This window comes from Microbacterium sp. Be9 (genome assembly GCF_011754135.1).
Taxonomy (GTDB): domain Bacteria; phylum Actinomycetota; class Actinomycetes; order Actinomycetales; family Microbacteriaceae; genus Microbacterium; species Microbacterium maritypicum_A.
The window spans coordinates 316,098-331,681 of record NZ_WNWT01000002.1 but is presented as its reverse complement, the minus strand read 5'-3'; the positions used below and the strand labels follow the sequence as shown (position 1 = coordinate 331,681).

Annotated in this window: 18 protein-coding genes; 7 read left to right on the top strand and 11 right to left on the bottom strand. The window is 68.3% G+C overall.

The features are described 5' to 3' along the window. Positions 1-214: 214 nt before the first annotated feature. Together lexA and GLO27_RS02645 are read left to right on the top strand one after the other, a co-directional pair. Positions 215-901 carry a transcriptional repressor LexA gene (lexA, locus tag GLO27_RS02650; RefSeq protein ID WP_021199782.1) on the top strand — a complete coding sequence of 229 codons (687 nt, stop codon included), beginning with the start codon at positions 215-217 and terminating at the stop codon, positions 899-901. Positions 902-994: 93 nt separating this feature from the next. After that, a complete protein-coding gene (locus GLO27_RS02645; RefSeq protein WP_167253450.1) occupies positions 995-2,863 on the top strand; it encodes a prolyl oligopeptidase family serine peptidase in 1,869 nt (622 codons plus the stop codon). Between the two features lie 56 nt (positions 2,864-2,919). On the opposite strand, the gene smpB is transcribed toward GLO27_RS02645, so the two are convergent. The 3 genes from smpB to ftsE form a co-directional block, all read right to left on the bottom strand. Beyond that, the gene (gene smpB, locus GLO27_RS02640; RefSeq protein WP_021199784.1) at positions 2,920-3,396 is read right to left on the bottom strand and encodes an SsrA-binding protein SmpB; all 477 of its coding nucleotides are present in this window, start codon (positions 3,394-3,396) and stop codon (positions 2,920-2,922) included. Between the two features lie 63 nt (positions 3,397-3,459). After that, positions 3,460-4,374, bottom strand: a complete 915-nt coding sequence (gene ftsX, locus GLO27_RS02635; RefSeq protein ID WP_029260601.1) for a permease-like cell division protein FtsX — start codon at positions 4,372-4,374, stop codon at positions 3,460-3,462. Continuing rightward, entirely contained in the window at positions 4,371-5,504 is a 1,134-nt protein-coding gene (ftsE, locus tag GLO27_RS02630) for a cell division ATP-binding protein FtsE (RefSeq protein ID WP_021199786.1), read from the bottom strand. Before ftsE ends, ftsX begins: the two co-directional genes overlap by 4 nt. Positions 5,505-5,688: 184 nt before the next feature. On the opposite strand from ftsE, the gene GLO27_RS19690 reads away from it, so the two are divergent. From GLO27_RS19690 to GLO27_RS02615, 3 genes are all read left to right on the top strand, one after another. Beyond that, positions 5,689-5,934: a DUF2510 domain-containing protein gene (locus GLO27_RS19690; RefSeq protein ID WP_243844700.1), complete on the top strand. Its 246-nt coding sequence runs from the start codon at positions 5,689-5,691 to the stop codon at positions 5,932-5,934. A gap of 197 nt (positions 5,935-6,131) precedes the next feature. After that, the gene (locus GLO27_RS02620; RefSeq protein WP_208323478.1) at positions 6,132-6,656 is read left to right on the top strand and encodes a hypothetical protein; all 525 of its coding nucleotides are present in this window, start codon (positions 6,132-6,134) and stop codon (positions 6,654-6,656) included. Positions 6,657-6,855: 199 nt separating this feature from the next. Continuing rightward, positions 6,856-7,917 carry a DUF2510 domain-containing protein gene (locus tag GLO27_RS02615; RefSeq protein WP_167253448.1) on the top strand — a complete coding sequence of 354 codons (1,062 nt, stop codon included), beginning with the start codon at positions 6,856-6,858 and terminating at the stop codon, positions 7,915-7,917. A 54-nt stretch (positions 7,918-7,971) separates the two neighbouring features. Here the strand turns inward: GLO27_RS02615 and prfB are convergent, their stop codons facing one another. Next, positions 7,972-9,081 (bottom strand): peptide chain release factor 2, encoded by a 1,110-nt coding sequence (gene prfB, locus GLO27_RS02610; RefSeq protein ID WP_021199789.1) that lies wholly within the window; start codon positions 9,079-9,081, stop codon positions 7,972-7,974. Positions 9,082-9,202: 121 nt separating this feature from the next. On the opposite strand from prfB, the gene GLO27_RS02605 reads away from it, so the two are divergent. Together GLO27_RS02605 and GLO27_RS02600 are read left to right on the top strand one after the other, a co-directional pair. After that, positions 9,203-10,462 (top strand): MFS transporter, encoded by a 1,260-nt coding sequence (locus tag GLO27_RS02605; RefSeq protein WP_167253506.1) that lies wholly within the window; start codon positions 9,203-9,205, stop codon positions 10,460-10,462. Further along, a complete protein-coding gene (locus GLO27_RS02600) occupies positions 10,459-11,019 on the top strand; it encodes an NUDIX domain-containing protein (RefSeq protein WP_051671220.1) in 561 nt (186 codons plus the stop codon). The genes GLO27_RS02605 and GLO27_RS02600 overlap by 4 nt, the downstream gene beginning before the upstream one ends. A 78-nt stretch (positions 11,020-11,097) precedes the next feature. Here the strand turns inward: GLO27_RS02600 and GLO27_RS02595 are convergent, their stop codons facing one another. From GLO27_RS02595 to GLO27_RS02565, 7 genes are read right to left on the bottom strand one after another with little or no spacing between them, the layout of a single operon-like run. After that, the gene (locus tag GLO27_RS02595; RefSeq protein ID WP_046398939.1) at positions 11,098-11,538 is read right to left on the bottom strand and encodes a pilus assembly protein TadG-related protein; all 441 of its coding nucleotides are present in this window, start codon (positions 11,536-11,538) and stop codon (positions 11,098-11,100) included. Beyond that, the gene (locus GLO27_RS02590) at positions 11,535-11,990 is read right to left on the bottom strand and encodes a hypothetical protein (RefSeq protein WP_021199793.1); all 456 of its coding nucleotides are present in this window, start codon (positions 11,988-11,990) and stop codon (positions 11,535-11,537) included. Before GLO27_RS02590 ends, GLO27_RS02595 begins: the two co-directional genes overlap by 4 nt. Further along, positions 11,959-12,360 carry a TadE/TadG family type IV pilus assembly protein gene (locus GLO27_RS02585; protein WP_167253446.1) on the bottom strand — a complete coding sequence of 134 codons (402 nt, stop codon included), beginning with the start codon at positions 12,358-12,360 and terminating at the stop codon, positions 11,959-11,961. Before GLO27_RS02585 ends, GLO27_RS02590 begins: the two co-directional genes overlap by 32 nt. Before the next feature lies 1 nt (position 12,361). Then, entirely contained in the window at positions 12,362-12,574 is a 213-nt protein-coding gene (locus tag GLO27_RS02580) for a hypothetical protein (protein WP_136025199.1), read from the bottom strand. Positions 12,575-12,595: 21 nt separating this feature from the next. Continuing rightward, positions 12,596-13,534 carry a type II secretion system F family protein gene (locus GLO27_RS02575; protein ID WP_167253444.1) on the bottom strand — a complete coding sequence of 313 codons (939 nt, stop codon included), beginning with the start codon at positions 13,532-13,534 and terminating at the stop codon, positions 12,596-12,598. After that, positions 13,531-14,388 carry a type II secretion system F family protein gene (locus tag GLO27_RS02570; protein ID WP_021199665.1) on the bottom strand — a complete coding sequence of 286 codons (858 nt, stop codon included), beginning with the start codon at positions 14,386-14,388 and terminating at the stop codon, positions 13,531-13,533. Before GLO27_RS02570 ends, GLO27_RS02575 begins: the two co-directional genes overlap by 4 nt. After that, entirely contained in the window at positions 14,385-15,581 is a 1,197-nt protein-coding gene (locus tag GLO27_RS02565) for an ATPase, T2SS/T4P/T4SS family (protein WP_347878384.1), read from the bottom strand. The genes GLO27_RS02570 and GLO27_RS02565 overlap by 4 nt, the downstream gene beginning before the upstream one ends. Positions 15,582-15,584: the final 3 nt, after the last annotated feature.

The following is a 15,584-nucleotide window of genomic DNA, read 5'->3' as shown; positions in this document are numbered from 1 at the left end:
TCGGGAGCCGTGAATGCGAAGCTACGTACCGAAGATATCTTCGAGTTCGAACATCTGTCAAGTATTCTTCGAAACCGAATCCGGAAATGAGCCGACACGCTCGAACAGATCTTCCAGATCGGCCCGTTTCTCGGATACGGTTTCGATAAGGACACCCCACCACGGGCCTCCGACATTCGAAGAGGGACGTCGGATCACGCACTGAAGGAGCACCATGAGCGAGAACTCTGCCCCCGAGTCGGAGGCACCGCGCACGCGCCGCCGGAAGAGCCTCAGCCCGAAGCAGATGGCGATCCTCGAGGTCATCCAGAACTCGATCGCGCACCACGGTTACCCGCCGAGCATGCGCGAGATCGGCGACGCCGTCGGTCTCAAGTCCCTCTCCAGCGTCACCCACCAGCTCGGGCAGTTGGAGCTCAGCGGCTATCTGCGTCGCGACCCCGGGAAGACCCGCGCCATGGAAGTGCTCATCGACCTGCCGGGGGCCAGCACCGAGAACCCCGCCGACGTGGCGACCCCGGTCGGCGATGCGGCACTCGTCCCCCTGGTCGGACGCATCGCCGCGGGTGTGCCGATCACCGCCGACCAGCAGGTCGAGGAGATCTTCCCGCTCCCCCGCCAACTGGTGGGCAAGGGCGACCTGTTCATGCTCAAGGTCTCCGGCGAGTCGATGATCGACGCCGCCATCTGCGACGGCGACTGGGTCGTCGTCCGTTCGCAGAACAGCGCCGAGAACGGCGAGATCGTCGCGGCGATGCTCGACGGCGAGGCCACCGTCAAGGTGCTGCGCCGTCGCGACGGCCACACGTGGCTGCTCCCGCGCAACTCGGCGTTCGAGCCCATCCTGGGCGATGAAGCCGTGATCCTCGGCAAGATCGTGGCGGTGCTCCGCGCGGTCTGAGACGAGAGCACGACGAAGGCCCTCCCGGTTCCCTGGAGGGCCTTCGTGTGCGCCCCGCGTGACGCTCGTGCCAGCGCCCCATAGGCTCGAAGCATGACGTCGTCCCCCTACGGTTCCTGGCCTTCGCCTTTCTCCGCGGCATCAGTCGCGGCGTCCTCTCCTCGCATCGACGGCGCCCGCTTCGTCGGCACGGAGATCTGGTGGGGTGAGTCGGTGCCGTCCGAGAAGGGACGGGTGACGGTACGGAGTTCCACGGGCGCCGAGGTCCTCCCCGCGCCCTGGAACGCCCGCTCCCGCGTGCACGAATACGGTGGTGGCGCCTGGACGGCGGACGATCGGGGGACGCTCTACTTCGTCGACGCCTCAGACCAGCGGGTGCGCCGCCTGACCCCCGACGGGGATCTCGTCACGCTCACCGCGGCCGGTCCCGCACACGGAGGTCTGCGCGTGCAGGACGGACGTCTGCTCGCCGTGCGCGAAGACCTCTCGACCACACCGCACCTCCGTGCGATCGTCGAGATCCCGCTCGACGGCTCCGCCGCAGAAGACGAGTCCGCAGTCAGCGTGATCGTGCAGGGCGAGGGGTTCTTCGCCCACCCCGCATTCTCCCCTGATGGGACCCGCGCCGCGTGGGTCGCCTGGGAACGGGGGAAGATGCCGTGGGAGAGCGCGCGCGTGCAGGTCGCCGAGGTCGACGGAGGCCTCCCGCGGACGATCCCCTCGCGAGCGGCGCTGCAGCCCGAGTGGCTCAGCGACACGGAACTGGTCTTCGCCGACATCGCCGATGACCGCTGGACACTCCACCGCATCGCCATCGACGGGGTGACGCCTTCCGGATCCCCGCGGCCGCTGGCCCCGTCCGATGCCGACACGGGCTACGGGCTCTGGGTGCTCAGCAACCGCTGGTATCAGCCGTTGGAGGACGGCCGCATCGTCGCCGTCCGCACGAACGGGCGCGACGACGTCGTCGTGATCGACACCGGAGGGGGCGAGAGCATCATCGAGTTCCCCGGCGACGGTCATGTGAGCGTCGATGCGGTCCACGGCACCCGGGTGCTGCTCTCCGGCAACGGTTCCCGGGTGGCGGCGGGGCTCTGGTGCGTCGATATCGAGTCGGGGGAGGTCGTCGCCGTGCGCGGCGGGGAGCCCGTCGATCCGCGCTGGATGCCGGCGTCGATGTCGATCGAGATCGACGGTCCGCACGGCGCCGTGCACGCATTCGCCTATCCGCCGGCGAACCCCGACGAGGAGGCCCCCGACGACGAGCTCCCGCCCTACGTCGTGCTGGTCCACGGCGGACCGACGGCGCATGTGACCGGGGCAGCCTCGGCAGCGATCGCCTTCTACACGAGCCGCGGGATCGGCGTGCTCGACGTGAACTACGGGGGCTCCACCGGCTATGGTCGTGCCTATCGCGAACGCTTGGACGGCCAGTGGGGTGTCGTCGACGTCGACGACGTGATCGCGGCGGCGCGGGGCCTGGCTGCCTCCGGGCTCGCCGACCCCGACCGCCTGGCCATCCGCGGCGGATCGGCAGGCGGCTGGACCGTGCTGTCGGCACTGGTGCGAGGCGGAGCCTTCGCCGCGGGGATCAGCCGCTACGGCGTCGCCGACCTGCGCATGCTGGCCGCGGAGACTCATGACTTCGAGGCATCGTACATCGACGGTCTGGTGGGCCCGCTGCCCGAGTACGAGCATCTGTACGTCGAGCGTTCACCGCTCACGCACACAGATCGCATCACTGTCCCCGTCCTGCTCCTGCAGGGCGGCGAGGACCGCGTCGTCCCTCCATCCCAGTCCGAGGCGATCCGCGATGCTCTGGCAGAGCGCGGCATCGAGCACGAGTACGTCCTCTATCCCACCGAGGGACATGGTTTCCGGAGCGCGGAGACCATCGTCGACTCCCTCGACCGCGAGCTGGCGTTCCTCGGCCGCGTCTTCGGCTTCCACCCGCGCCCGTGACGGGCTGTCGACTCGTCACGGCAGTGCCGTGAGGGTCGGGGCCTGAGAGCCCGGGGCTACTCTCCCACGCGATTGCGCAGACGCATGGCACGGTCGGCCTCACGGGTGTCCTGACGCTCGCGCAGGGTCTGCCGCTTGTCGTATTCGCGCTTGCCCTTCGCCAGGGCGATCTCGACCTTGGCACGACCGTCGGAGAAGTACAGCTTCAGCGGGATGAGGGTGTATCCCCCGGCCGAGACGGCGTGCGCGATCTTGGCGATCTCCTCGCGATGGAGGAGCAGCTTGCGGATGCGTTTGGCCGAGTGGTTCGTCCAGTGCCCCTGCGAGTACTCGGGGATGTGCACGGAATCGAGGAAGACCTCGTTCCCCTTCACGAACGCATAGCCGTCACTGAGGTTGGCGCGACCCTGACGCAGCGACTTGACCTCGGTGCCGGTGAGCACCATCCCCGCTTCGTACGACTTCTCGATCGTGTAGTCGTGACGTGCGCGACGATTGGTCGCGACGACCTTCTCTCCGCGTTCCCTGGGCATGATGCTCTCCTGTTGCCGTGATGAGCTCGATCGATCGTTCCGACCGAGCAGCCTTTCAGGCTATCAGGTACGCAGCCAGCGTCGGATCGCGAAGCCGGCGGAGAGCGCGGCGAGGATCACGCCGATCCCGATCAGCACAGGAACCACGAGAGCCGCGTCCTGCATCGTGACCCATGTGGTGATGAACGGCACCCTCCCCCGCAGGTAGCCGTTGACCCCGAAGTGCATACCGGCGACGACGGCGGCGCTGGCCAGAGCCGAGCCGAGGAAGGCGGCGAACACGCCCTCGAGGACGAACGGCGTCTGGATGAAGCGGTTCGAGGCTCCGACCAAGCGCATGATGCCGATCTCCTTGCGCCTCGCATACGCGGACAATCGGATGGTCGTGCCGATCAGTAGGGTCGCCGCGATGAGCATGAGCACGGCGATTCCCACCGCGATGTAGGTCGCGACCGTCAACGCGGAGAACAACGGCTCGAGATACTGCAGCTGGTCCTTGACCTGCTCGACCCCGGCCTGTCCGCTGAAGGCCTCGGCGAGCACCTGCGACTGACCAGGGTCCTTCATCGTGACGAAGAACACCTCGAACGCCTGGTCGGGCGAGAGCACGCTCGCCTGGTCCGCGCCGAGCTGGTCGACGAGCTTGGCGTACGTCTCTTCCTTCGTATCGAAGGTCATGGAGCTGATGAGCGGCTTGAGCGCGTCACCCTCGAGCTGAGCCCGGACGGAGGCGACCTGCTCCTCGCTCGCCGCGCCGTCGAGGCACGTCTCGGATTCCGAGACCGCCGAACACATGTACACCGCCACCTGGGCACGTTCGGCCCAGTACCCGCGCATGACCCCGATCTGCCCCTGCATGAGGATCGCGGCGCCCACGAACGTCAAGGAGACGAAGGTGACGAGCACGACGGAGATCACCATCGAGATGTTCCGCCGCAGGCCGCCCAGGGCTTCGGTCAGGATGAGTCCGATTCTCATGAGGTCGGGCCCACTTCCTCGTCGTCTTCATCGGAGAGTCCGAGGCGATCGGCGACGCCGAGCTCGGCGACGTCCACCGTCGGCAGAGCGATCGGATGGGTACGCGGCCGGATCACCGTCGGAGGTTCCACGACAGCACGAGGCTCCGCGACAGCAGGGGTCTCCGCGACAGCAGGAGGCTCCACGACTCCGGCCGCGGCGCCGGTCTCCGGGGAATGCACCGGCTCCGGAGGTTCGACCGTGCGCGGGGCCGGGGGAACCACGGTCTCTCCCTCGCGGTCGACGGAGGACGCGGCCGCCTTGCGCTGAGTGCTGAGCTCCTCGGCCAGCGCGGCACGCACCACCGAGAGATCGGCTGTCTGACGCTGCACCTCCTGGACCGCGGTGAGAGCAGCCGCCGCCGCCGCTCCGCGCACCTCCTCCGGGACGAGGCGCGGGATGTTGGAGGTGTCGCCGTATCCGCCGTGCACCTCGTCGCGCACCATCTCCCCGTCACGCAGCTCGATCACTCGGCGCTGCATCTGGTCGACGAATCCGGCTTCGTGCGTGGCCATCAACACAGTGGTGCCGCCGGCGTTGATGCGAGCGAGCAGCTGCATGATGTCGACCGACGTCGCGGGGTCGAGGTTTCCGGTCGGCTCGTCGGCGAGCAGAACCTGGGGACGGTTGACGAGGGCTCGCGCGATGGCGACCCGCTGCTGCTCTCCACCCGAGAGCTCGTGGGGCATCCGCTTCTGTTTGCCGTCGAGACCCACGAGGGCGAGAGCCTCCGGAACCGCCTGCTGGATGAAGCCGCGCGACGAACCGGTCACCTGAAGCGTGAACGCGACGTTCTGGTAGACCGTCTTCGAAGGCAGCAACCGGAAGTCCTGGAAGACCGACCCGATGTGGCGGCGGAAGTAAGGCACCTTCCGGTTCGCGAGCGCGCGCAGGTCTCTGCCGAGCACCGCGACCCGCCCCGACGTCGGGACGTCTTCGCGCAGAATAAGGCGCAGACAGGAGGACTTGCCGGAACCCGAGGCTCCGACGAGGAAGACGAACTCCCCGCGTTGCACCTCGAAGTCGACTCCGGAGAGGGCGGGCTTCGACGTCCCGCGGTAGCGTTTCGTGACGTTCTCGAACCGAATCATGGCGCTACGAGCCTACGTGCGGGCTGTCGCCTGGCCGCGAGCGACACCCCGCACGGCGCTTCCGCCCTCAGGGCCGGATGGGGAGAGCTCCCCATCCGCGACCCGGTGGCGCGTCGCCTCCCACTGCTATACATGAAGATGTCGGCTGCAGGAAGCAGCTGCCGAGTTCTTTCAAGGGGGAGCCATGACAACGCCCGCAGGATGGTACGACGACGGATCGGGTCGACAGCGCTGGTGGGACGGCCAGCAGTGGACCGAGCACTTCGCCCCGGAGGCCGCGGACGCCGCGGTCGATCCCGACGCGCACGCCGGGTCCTCGGAACAGGCCGGGTCCTCGGCATCGTCGATCGACGACACCGTGATCCGTGCGTCCGACGACACCGCGACCACACCCCGTCGCCGGACGCGACCGCACCGACGACTCCCCTGAGCGACGACCTCGGCGCCTACTCCGCACCAGCCGCTCCGGCCGCTCCAGCCGCCCCGGCGGAGGTTCCGACGCCGTCGGCCGACTTCTACCCCGGCACCGCACCGGCGTACTCCGGCAGCACGACGGGGTATCCGGCTGCAGCCCCGTACGGGCAGCCTGCCGTCGAGGAACCGAAGAAGCTCTCGATCCTCGGACTCGTGGGGCTCGGGCTCGGGGTGCTCGGCACCATCCTGGTCTTCATCCCGGTGATCGGATTCTTCGGCTTCATCCTGCTCGGCGCGGGATTCATCGTGTCGCTCATCTCGCTGTTCCTCAAGGGGAAGAAGTGGCCGGGCATCGCCGGACTCATCCTGGCGGTCGTCGGGACGATCATCGGCATCGTGATGTCGTTCGTCTACCTCTTCGCCTTCGCACAGGGAGTGAGCGAGGAGATCGACAAGCTGCCCACCTCTTCTCCGTCGATCGAGGCCACCGCGCCGAGCGATACCGACGGCTCCGAAGGAACGGATGTCGGAGTTCGTCCGACCGCTCCTGAGGTCGCGCAAGGTCTGACGGCCATTCTCTCCTCGTCGGGTGCAGAGGGGTACACCGAGGCTCAGATCACCTGCCTCGCCGACCTCTTCGTCGCCTCCGACCTCGACAATGCGACGCTGCGCACGATCGCCGACAGCGACGGCACCCTCACCGACACCGATGCGATCACCGGGTGCTTGGTGCCCTGACCCGTCCCCAATGGGCCAAGAAGGCCTCGGGAGCACCGTGCTCCCGAGGCCTTCTTCACGTGATCGTCTTCTCATTCGACACAGACCCCGCAGCGCCGCTACCGTCGTCACTGACGGCCCAGCCCCTGTGGAGAGGCCTGCGTGGCGAGAACGACCTCACCGCGCATCCGCCGACCGAGAAAGACGCACGGAACGCCTGATGACAACACCTGCCGGTTGGTACGACGACGGCTCCGGAAACCGACGGTGGTGGGACGGACTGCAGTGGACGGAGCACGTCGTCACCGGGCAACACGCACCCGCCACGGAGACGACCGCAGCCGAGACGACCGCAGCCGCGTCGACCCCCGCCGGGTCGACTCCGGAACCGGCCGCACCTGTCGTTCCCTCCGCCGACGCCGAGCAGGCGCCCTTCGTCCCGCCATACACGCTCGCCGGCCAGACGTTCTCTCCATCGGCTGCCGCAGCACCCCAGACCAGCACGACCTCCGCGCCCTATGGCGGGTATCCGGCGGCCACGTGGCCGGTGGCTCCTTCTCCGCAGCCTGCGGCCGGAGTGCCGGTGGTGGGCATCTTCGGCCTGGTCGCCGTCATCGTCGGCGTCGTCAGTGCCTGCATTCCCGCGATCGCGATCGCCGGATGGGCCCTTCTCGCGGTCGGGTTCGTGATGTCGCTCATCTCCCTGTTCCTCCGCGGAAGGAAGTGGCCGGGGATCACCGGTCTCGTCATCGCCGTGGTCGGTGCGATCCTCGCTGCCGCTGTGTCCTTCCTGGTGGCCGCGACGACCTCGTCGCCGGATACCGACGGCACGTCGTTCGGCACTCCCAGCGAACGGCCGACGGATGGCGGCACCGCCACCGAGAGCCAGGACCCCTCGTCGATCGAGGGTGCCGAGATGGTGCCCTTCGCCGACCTCGAAGTGGGCGACTGCCTGCCATTGGTCGAGTACGGCGAAGACGAATTGGTGTTCGAGCTGCCCGTGGTTCCCTGTGAGCAACCGCATACCGACGAGGTCTTCTTCATCTACGACGTCGAGGACGGCGAATTCCCCGGCGACGACGCGCTGAACGAAAGTGCGTGGAACGGCTGTTATGAGGCGTTCGAGGCGTATGTCGGCAGATCCTACGAGGCTTCCGAACTCGACTTCTACAACTACCAGCCGACGAAGGCGACCTGGATCCGGGAGAACGACCGCACCGTGCAGTGCATCCTCTTCAGCTACGAGGATGTGACCGGGACCCTCCGCGACTCCGGGCGCTGAACGCGCGCGCGCAGCAAGAAGGCCCCGGATCGCTCCGGGGCCTTCTTCGCGGACTCAGTCCTCGATCTTGCGCTTACGCCAACGGATGCCCGCGGAGATGAAGTCGTCGAGATCGCCGTCGAAGACGGCCGCGGGGTTGCCGGACTCCTGACCCGTGCGGAGGTCTTTCACCAGCTGCTGGCCGTAGAGGAAGTAGGAGCGCATCTGGTCGCCCCAGCTCGCGGTGATGTTGCCCGCGAGCTCCTTCTTCTTCGCCGCCTCCTGCTCCTTCTGCAGCAGCAGCAATCGGGTCTGCAGCACGCGCATGGCGGCGGCGCGGTTCTGGATCTGCGACTTCTCGTTCTGCATGGAGACGACGATGCCGGTCGGGAGGTGGGTGAGGCGCACGGCCGAGTCAGTCGTGTTGACCGACTGCCCACCGGGGCCGGAGGAGCGGAAGACGTCGACGCGGATATCGCTCTCCGGGATGTCGACCTCGGTGGCCTCCTCCATCAGCGGGATGACCTCGACGGCGGCGAACGACGTCTGGCGCTTGTCGGCCGAGCCGAACGGGCTGATGCGCGCGAGGCGATGCGTTCCGGCCTCGACCGAGATGGTGCCGAAGGCGTAGGGCGCGTCGATCTCGAAGGTCGCCGACTTGATGCCCGCGCCCTCTGCGTAGGACGTGTCCATGACCTTGACCGGGTACTTGTGCCGTTCCGCCCAGCGCAGGTACATGCGCATCAGCATCTCGGCGAAATCGGTGGCGTCGTCGCCGCCCGCGCCGGAGCGGATCGTGATGATCGCGGATCGCTCGTCGTATTCGCCGTCGAGCAGCGTCTGCACCTCGAGCTGGTTGATCAGTTCGGTGAGGGCGGCGAGTTCGGCACGGGCCTCCTGTGCGGAGTCCTCATCGCCCATCTCGTTCGCGAGCCCGACGAGCACCTCGAGGTCGTCGAGACGCTGAGCGATGCCGGTGATGCGGGCGAGCTCGGACTGACGGTGGCTGAGTGCGCTGGTCACCTTCTGCGCGTTCTCGGTGTCGTCCCAGAGGTCGGGGGCGCCGGCCTCCTCGCTGAGACGCGCGATGTCGTCGCGGAGACGGGAGACATCGACGACCTCGCTGATGTCGCCGAAGGTGTGCCTGAGCGCCTGGATTTCGGCGGAGAGATCTAGTTCGAGCATGACACCTCAGCCTAACGTGCCGCCTGCCCGCGCGGGGACCCCGTCGTCCGAGATCCCTGGTCGAGCGGAGTAGCGTGAAGCTGTGAGCAGTGCATCGACGGTCCTTCGGCAGTTCGGACCCATGGTGTACCTGCCGACGATCCTCTTCGCACTCGGCGAGGGAGCCGTGATCCCGCTGATCCCGGTGCTCGCCGCATCCATGGGCGCAGACGTGGCGTTCGCGGCACTCGTGGCCTCCGCGCTCGTCATCGGGCAGCTGTGCGGGAATCTCCCCGCCGGATGGGCAGTGGGCAAGATCGGCGAGAGATACACGATGGTGATCGCCGGCGTGATCGCGATCGTCGCCGGGATCGGGATGTTGTTCGCGCCGTCGCTGGGCGTGCTGGCGGCATCCGTGTTCCTCCTCGGGATCTGCGCGGCGGCCTTCGGTCTCGCCCGGCACGCCTTCATGACCACCCGGGTGCCGGTCGCCTTCCGCGCGCGCTCCCTCTCCCTTCTCGGCGGCAGCTTCCGCCTCGGTATCTTCATCGGACCGTTCGTGGCCGCAGGACTCCTGCAGCTGTTCGGGAGTGAGAGCGCGGCGATCTGGTTCTTCCTCGCCTGTCTCGTGGTCATGGTGGTGCTGGTGCTCTTCGGGCCCGACCCGGAGAAGATGATCCCTCCCGTTCCGGCGAGCGCCCACGAGCGCTATCTGGAAGACTCCGGCGAGGCGGTGAGCGGGTCGATCCCGACAGTCGAACGCCTGGGCATCTTCCAGACGATGTGGCGCCAGCGGGCGGTGCTCGGACGCCTCGGACTCGCCGCCGCGTCGCTCTCCGCCGTGCGCTCGGCTCGTCAGGTCGTGCTGCCGCTCTGGGGACTGTCGCTGGGATTGGACGCCTCGACCATCGCCCTCGTCGTCGGTGTCTCCGGGGCCATCGACTTCGCCCTGTTCTACGCGAGCGGGCAGGTGATGGATCGCTTCGGTCGACTGTGGGCGGCGATGCCCGCGATGGTGCTGATGGGAGCCGGCTTCCTCGCGCTGTCCTTCACGCATGACGTCGATGCGGCCGTGCTGTGGTTCGGCATGTTCGCCGCGGTCCTCGGTGTCGGCAACGGCCTGTCGAGCGGGATCCTGCTGACCCTGGGCGCCGACGTCGCGCCGAAGCGCGAACCCGCGGCCTTCCTCGGTTCCTGGCGCACGCTCACCGACGCGGGCGGGGCGATCGCTCCGCTACTGGTCTCGGCCATCACCGCTGTCGCCGCCCTGCCGTTCGCGGCGGCCGCGATGGGTGTGGTCGGTCTGGTCGGCGCCCTCGGCTTCCTGCGCTGGATCCCGCAGTTCGTCCCTCGCGAGCGACCGGAAGCCGACGACGACTCCTCCGAAGGAGAACAGGAATGATCTCGACTCTGGAAGCGGACGCCCACCGCCTCATCTCGGCCTTCGCTCCCCGATCGGAGCGCGACCGCGCCGCGCAGGCCGACTTCGCCTCGTTCTTCGGGGCCGACGGAGGCCCGGTGCATCGTGAGTCGGGCCCGGATCACCTCACCGCGTCATGTGTCGTATTCGATGTGTCGCTCGAGCACACGCTGCTCGTCTTCCATCGCAAGGGGCAGTTCTGGGTGCAGCCGGGAGGTCACGTCGAGGACGGAGACGATTCAGTCCTGAGCGGTGCATTGCGCGAACTGCGCGAGGAGACGGGTATCGCGGTGGACCCGGCGGCCGCACCTCTCGCCTACGATCTCGACCATCACGGACTTTCGTCCCGCTTCGGCTCCTGCGCCTCGCACCTCGACGTCGGGATCGCCGTGGTCGTCGACCGCGACGCTGCGCTCACGGTGAGCGAGGAATCGGAAGACCTGCGCTGGTGGCCGGTCGACGCGCTGCCGGCCGAGGTGCCGCCGCAGCTCGTTCCTCGACTCGACGGACTGCTCGCGCAGCTGCGCGCCCCACGCTGATCCCCAGGGTCCGGTCGCCGCAGGGGCCGGTCACCGCAGGGGCCGGTCACCGCAGGGGCCGGTCACCGCAGGGGCCGGTCACCGCAGGGCGGTGCGACTCGTGGCGGTCGACTCCAGCGGGACGCCGTCGGGCACGAACACGGACACCAAGGGCGGTCGCCACTCCGCCGTGACGGTGACTCGTGCGGTGACGCCGTCAGGCGTGCCTGCGGCGGTGATCGACGCCTCCCCCGGCAAGGCGGACACCATCGCCTCGGCTTGCTGCTCGACGCCGTCATCCGTGAGTTCGGCACGCACGCTGCCGTCGCGCACCGCCAGGGTGAAGCCGTCCGCTCCGGCGAGCGCGGCGGAATCGGCGAGCGCATCCAACCGCTTCTGGGCGATGTAGAGATCGGTCGCGCAGACGCACACGAAGATCACAGCCAGAGCCAGAAGCACGTAGCCGAGGGTGAGGAGCAGCACACTCCCCTCTTCGTGGTCGCCGACGGCGCCCGTCCCTGTCCGGGACAGGTCTCTCATTCTGCGCCCCACAGTCGCGACACCTTCTGCACCGCTTCGGCTTGCACGGGGACAGCGGTCGAGCGATCGAGTCCGAGCATCTCCGGCACCAATGGAAGCCGCACCGACGTCGTGACGGTGACGACGATGGTCGCCCCGGCTGACGGGCACTCGACCGCGCGTGGGGTGCAGGCGATCGTCAGATTCACCGCTTCCTCATCCAGACCGTACTCGTCCACGATCCCCGCCAGCACCGCATCGCTCCTCTCCGCCGCCGTCGTCGCATCGGGTGCGCGCGCGACGACACGGGCGACGTGCCGTGCTGCTGCCTCGGCTCCGAGCGTCTGTTCCTGGATCGCACCGAGCGCGATCACGAGATAGATGAGCGGCACGAGAAGGATCACCCCCACCGCGATGAACTCGAGCGCGGCCGATCCCTCGTCATTCTTCTCCGAAAGTCTCGGCAGGTGCACGAGCCTCCACCTCCATCGCGAGGGGGAGGCCGATCAGTCCGAGCAGCGGAAACGTCGTGCGGACCCGGACGTCGACCGTCTCGTACGGCGGGGCGCCGGAGAAGCCGATTCGGATGTCCTCGGCGTAGTCCGCCCCCACCGCTCGCGAGATCACGTCTCTGGTGCGTGCGATGCCCTCCTCCGGGGTCGTATCGGCGAGAGCCGCGTGGTAGGCGCCTTCGACGGCAGCGTCGTGCACCACGTTGCGCACGTACACCGCGAAGGCGAGCTGCAGCACAGCGAGTGTGAGGGCGGTGAGGAGCGTTCCGACCAGCACGAACTCCACCGGGCTGGAGCCGCGATCATCCGCGCAACCACTCCGGTCCCCCATGTCAGAGCCCCGAGACCCTCTGGATCGCCTGCTCGAACAGCGAGGTCAGAGCAGGACCGGCGACGGCCCAGATGAGCACCACCAATCCCGCGGTCATCAATGTAACGAGCACCCATCCGGGAACATCACCCGTTTCGTCGTCGATGAAGGCGCGGAACCGGGGTGCGGCGTCATGCCAGGGGCGTCGCCGCTGCTCCTGCGTTCGTGCGGTCATGGTGGTCCTTTCGTCGTGCGGTCAGCCGATGCCGAGCCGGAGGATGAACAGCCCTGGATACACGGCGAAGAGCACCGAGAGCGGAAGGATCAGGAAGACGAGCGGGAGAAGCATCAGGATCTCTTTGCGTCCCGCCTGCTCGATCAGCACACGTTTCGCGTCTTCGCGCGCATCACCCGCCTGAGCGTGCAGTACCGCGGCGAGGGGCGCACCATGCTCGAGCGCCGCGATCACCTGGTCGACGACGCGCGACAGTTCGGGAAGCTGGAGGCGTCGCGCCATCTCGTGCAGTGCGTCGGCCAGCGGCGAGCCCGTGCCGACCGCGAGCACCACCTGGCGCAGTTCAGCAGTGAGTTCGCCGGAGCCCACGTCGGCCACCCGACGCAGAGAATCGAGGAACCCCTCACCTGCGGAGAGGCACAGAGCCAGGAACTCGAGAGTCGTCGGGAGCTCGTCGGTGAGTCGCACCCGGCGAGCCTTGGCCCTCACAGAGAGCTGAAGGTCGTACGCAGCGGCGGCAGCCGCCCCGCAGAGCAGCGGCATCACACTCGTCGGCACCGTCAGCCGTCCGGCCAGCGCGAGCACGGTCAGCACGACTGCGCCCACGCCGATCCCGGCGAGGCCCCAGCCCAGTTGCCGACCACGGAACGATGCGGGGCTCGTGCGCACACCCGCCTGCGCGAGGCGCTGGCGGAGAGCCTCTCCCCCGCCGACCAGCCTCTCGAAAGCGCCCCGCGCACGCTCCCACAGCGTCCGCCCGCTCGTGGGAAGTGATCCCACCGCGGGGAGGACACCTCGGGGCAGGTAGTCGTCAGCGACGACATCGCGCACATACGGCCCGATCCGCACGACGAGAGATGCCGCTCTCCAGCGCGGAAGCACGGAGAGGATGCTCAGCACCCCCGCAGCGAAGCCGCACCCGATCAGAACCGCGATCGCGAGCGCCGAGACCCCGTTCACCCGAACCACCGCCGCGGCTCAGGAAGCCTGCCGATGCGGACCATGATGTGAAACGCGACCACCGACACCGCTGCTCCCAGGCAGATCACGAGCATCCCTTCGGGAGTGCCGTACGCTGCTGCTCCCTCAGGCCGGAGAACGAGCAGCCCCATGATCACCCAGGGGGCGATCGCGCCGAGGACGGCCGCGCCCCGGATCCATGACTGGCGAGCCTCGACTTCGCCCCGCAGGGCGGCATCCGCCCGCACCGAACTCGACAGCGCGCGCAGCACACTGATCAGTTCCGTGCCACCGACCTGACGCGCCATCCGCAATGTCTCGGCGATGCGATCGCCGATGGGGTCGGCCAGCGTGGATTTGAGTCGGTCGAGGCTGGTCTCGAATCTGCCGCTCGCACGCAGATCCCTCGCGAACACGACGAATGCCGGTCTCAGCGTCTTCGGCGCGGACTCCGCCAGGCTCGCCACTGCGTCGGGGAGCGACAGGCCCACGCGAATCGCCGCGATCAGGAGATCGCACACGTCCGGCCAGAGCTGTCGCCGCAACCGTCGCAACCGCGCTCGGCGCCCCCGCAACAACACGATGGGTGCGACGGCTCCCGCGACGCCCGCCAGCAGCGCGAGTACGGCGATCCCGGTCAGGAGCCAGGCGACCGATGCGGCTATCAGTCCGGCCGCGGTGACGATGACGAGGAGCGTGCGCCGGGAGAGCCGGTCGAAGCCGGCCTCCTCGATCAGGCGGACGAGTCGCCCTCGCCGGGTGGCCACCTCGGCCGCGTCTGATCGCGGCCACATCCAGGGCGACAGGCACAGAAGCACCCCGGCCGCGAGGAGGGCGCCGACGAAAACTGTCACGACACGATCCCGATCAGGCGTGGCTCGCTGCGGCCGGTGCCGATGCCGTCGCTCGTTGGCGCTCCTGCCCGGTAGACGTTCCTGGTCTGGAGCCGTCCTTCGGCGAGGTCGCCGGTCGGGGCGATGATCTCCTGCACGTGTCGCTGCCCCGCGCGGTCCCTGGCGCAGTGCACGACCAGGTCGACAGACGCGGCGAGTGCAGGGGCGATGAACTCGCGATCGATGTTCCGCCCGGCCAAGAGTGGAAGGATCGTGAGCTTCTCGATGGCCTCAGCCGCAGAATTCGCATGCACGGTGCATGCGCCCGGCACCCCGGTGTTGAGCGCGAGGACCAGATCGAGAGCTTCCGCGTCGCGGACCTCGCCGACCACGAGACGGTCCGGTCGCATCCTCAACGCCTCCTTCACCAGCCTGCGCAACGTGATCTCCCCGGTCCCCTCGAGGCTCGCCTGTCGCCCCTGCAACGCGACGAGATCGGGCCCCTCCACGGCCAGTTCGAATGTCTCCTCCACCGTGACGATGCGTTGAACGTCGGCGCACGAGGCCAGCAGCGCGCCGAGCATCGTGGTCTTCCCCGCGTGCGTGGCGCCGGAGACGATCACGCTCTTGCCGTCGTTCATCGCCGTCCGCAGCAGCTCGGCGACATCGGCGGGCATCATCCCCTGCGCGGCGAGCGCTCCGAGAGATCGGTACTTCGGCAGGAACTTGCGGATGTTGACCGCCCATGAGCCCCTCACCACATCAGCGATCGCCACATGCAGACGGGACCCGTCCGGCAGCGAAGCATCCACGAACGGCTGGCTGATGTCGACCCGCCGACCGGTCGACTGCAGCATGCGCTCGACGACGTCGCGCACGGTCCCTTCGTCGAGACGAAGGGTCGTCCGCTCGGCCGTTCCCTCTCGCGCGACGTGCACGTGTCCCGTTCCGTTGAGCCAGATCTCCTCGATCTCCGGATCGTCGAGCAGCGGTTGCAGCGCACCGAATCCGCTGAGCGACGCCATGACCTCTCTCACACACGCCGCTTCATCGTCGATCAGGGCCTCGCCGCGGGCGAGGGCGAGATCGTCGTGACGCCGGACCTCGGCGTGGGTGATCCGCCACGCCGCGTCCGGATCGACGGACGGATCGATGCCCTCTGCACGCAGACGCGACCGCACGCGCTCGGCGACAAGGGCGGACGGATGACTCACCCC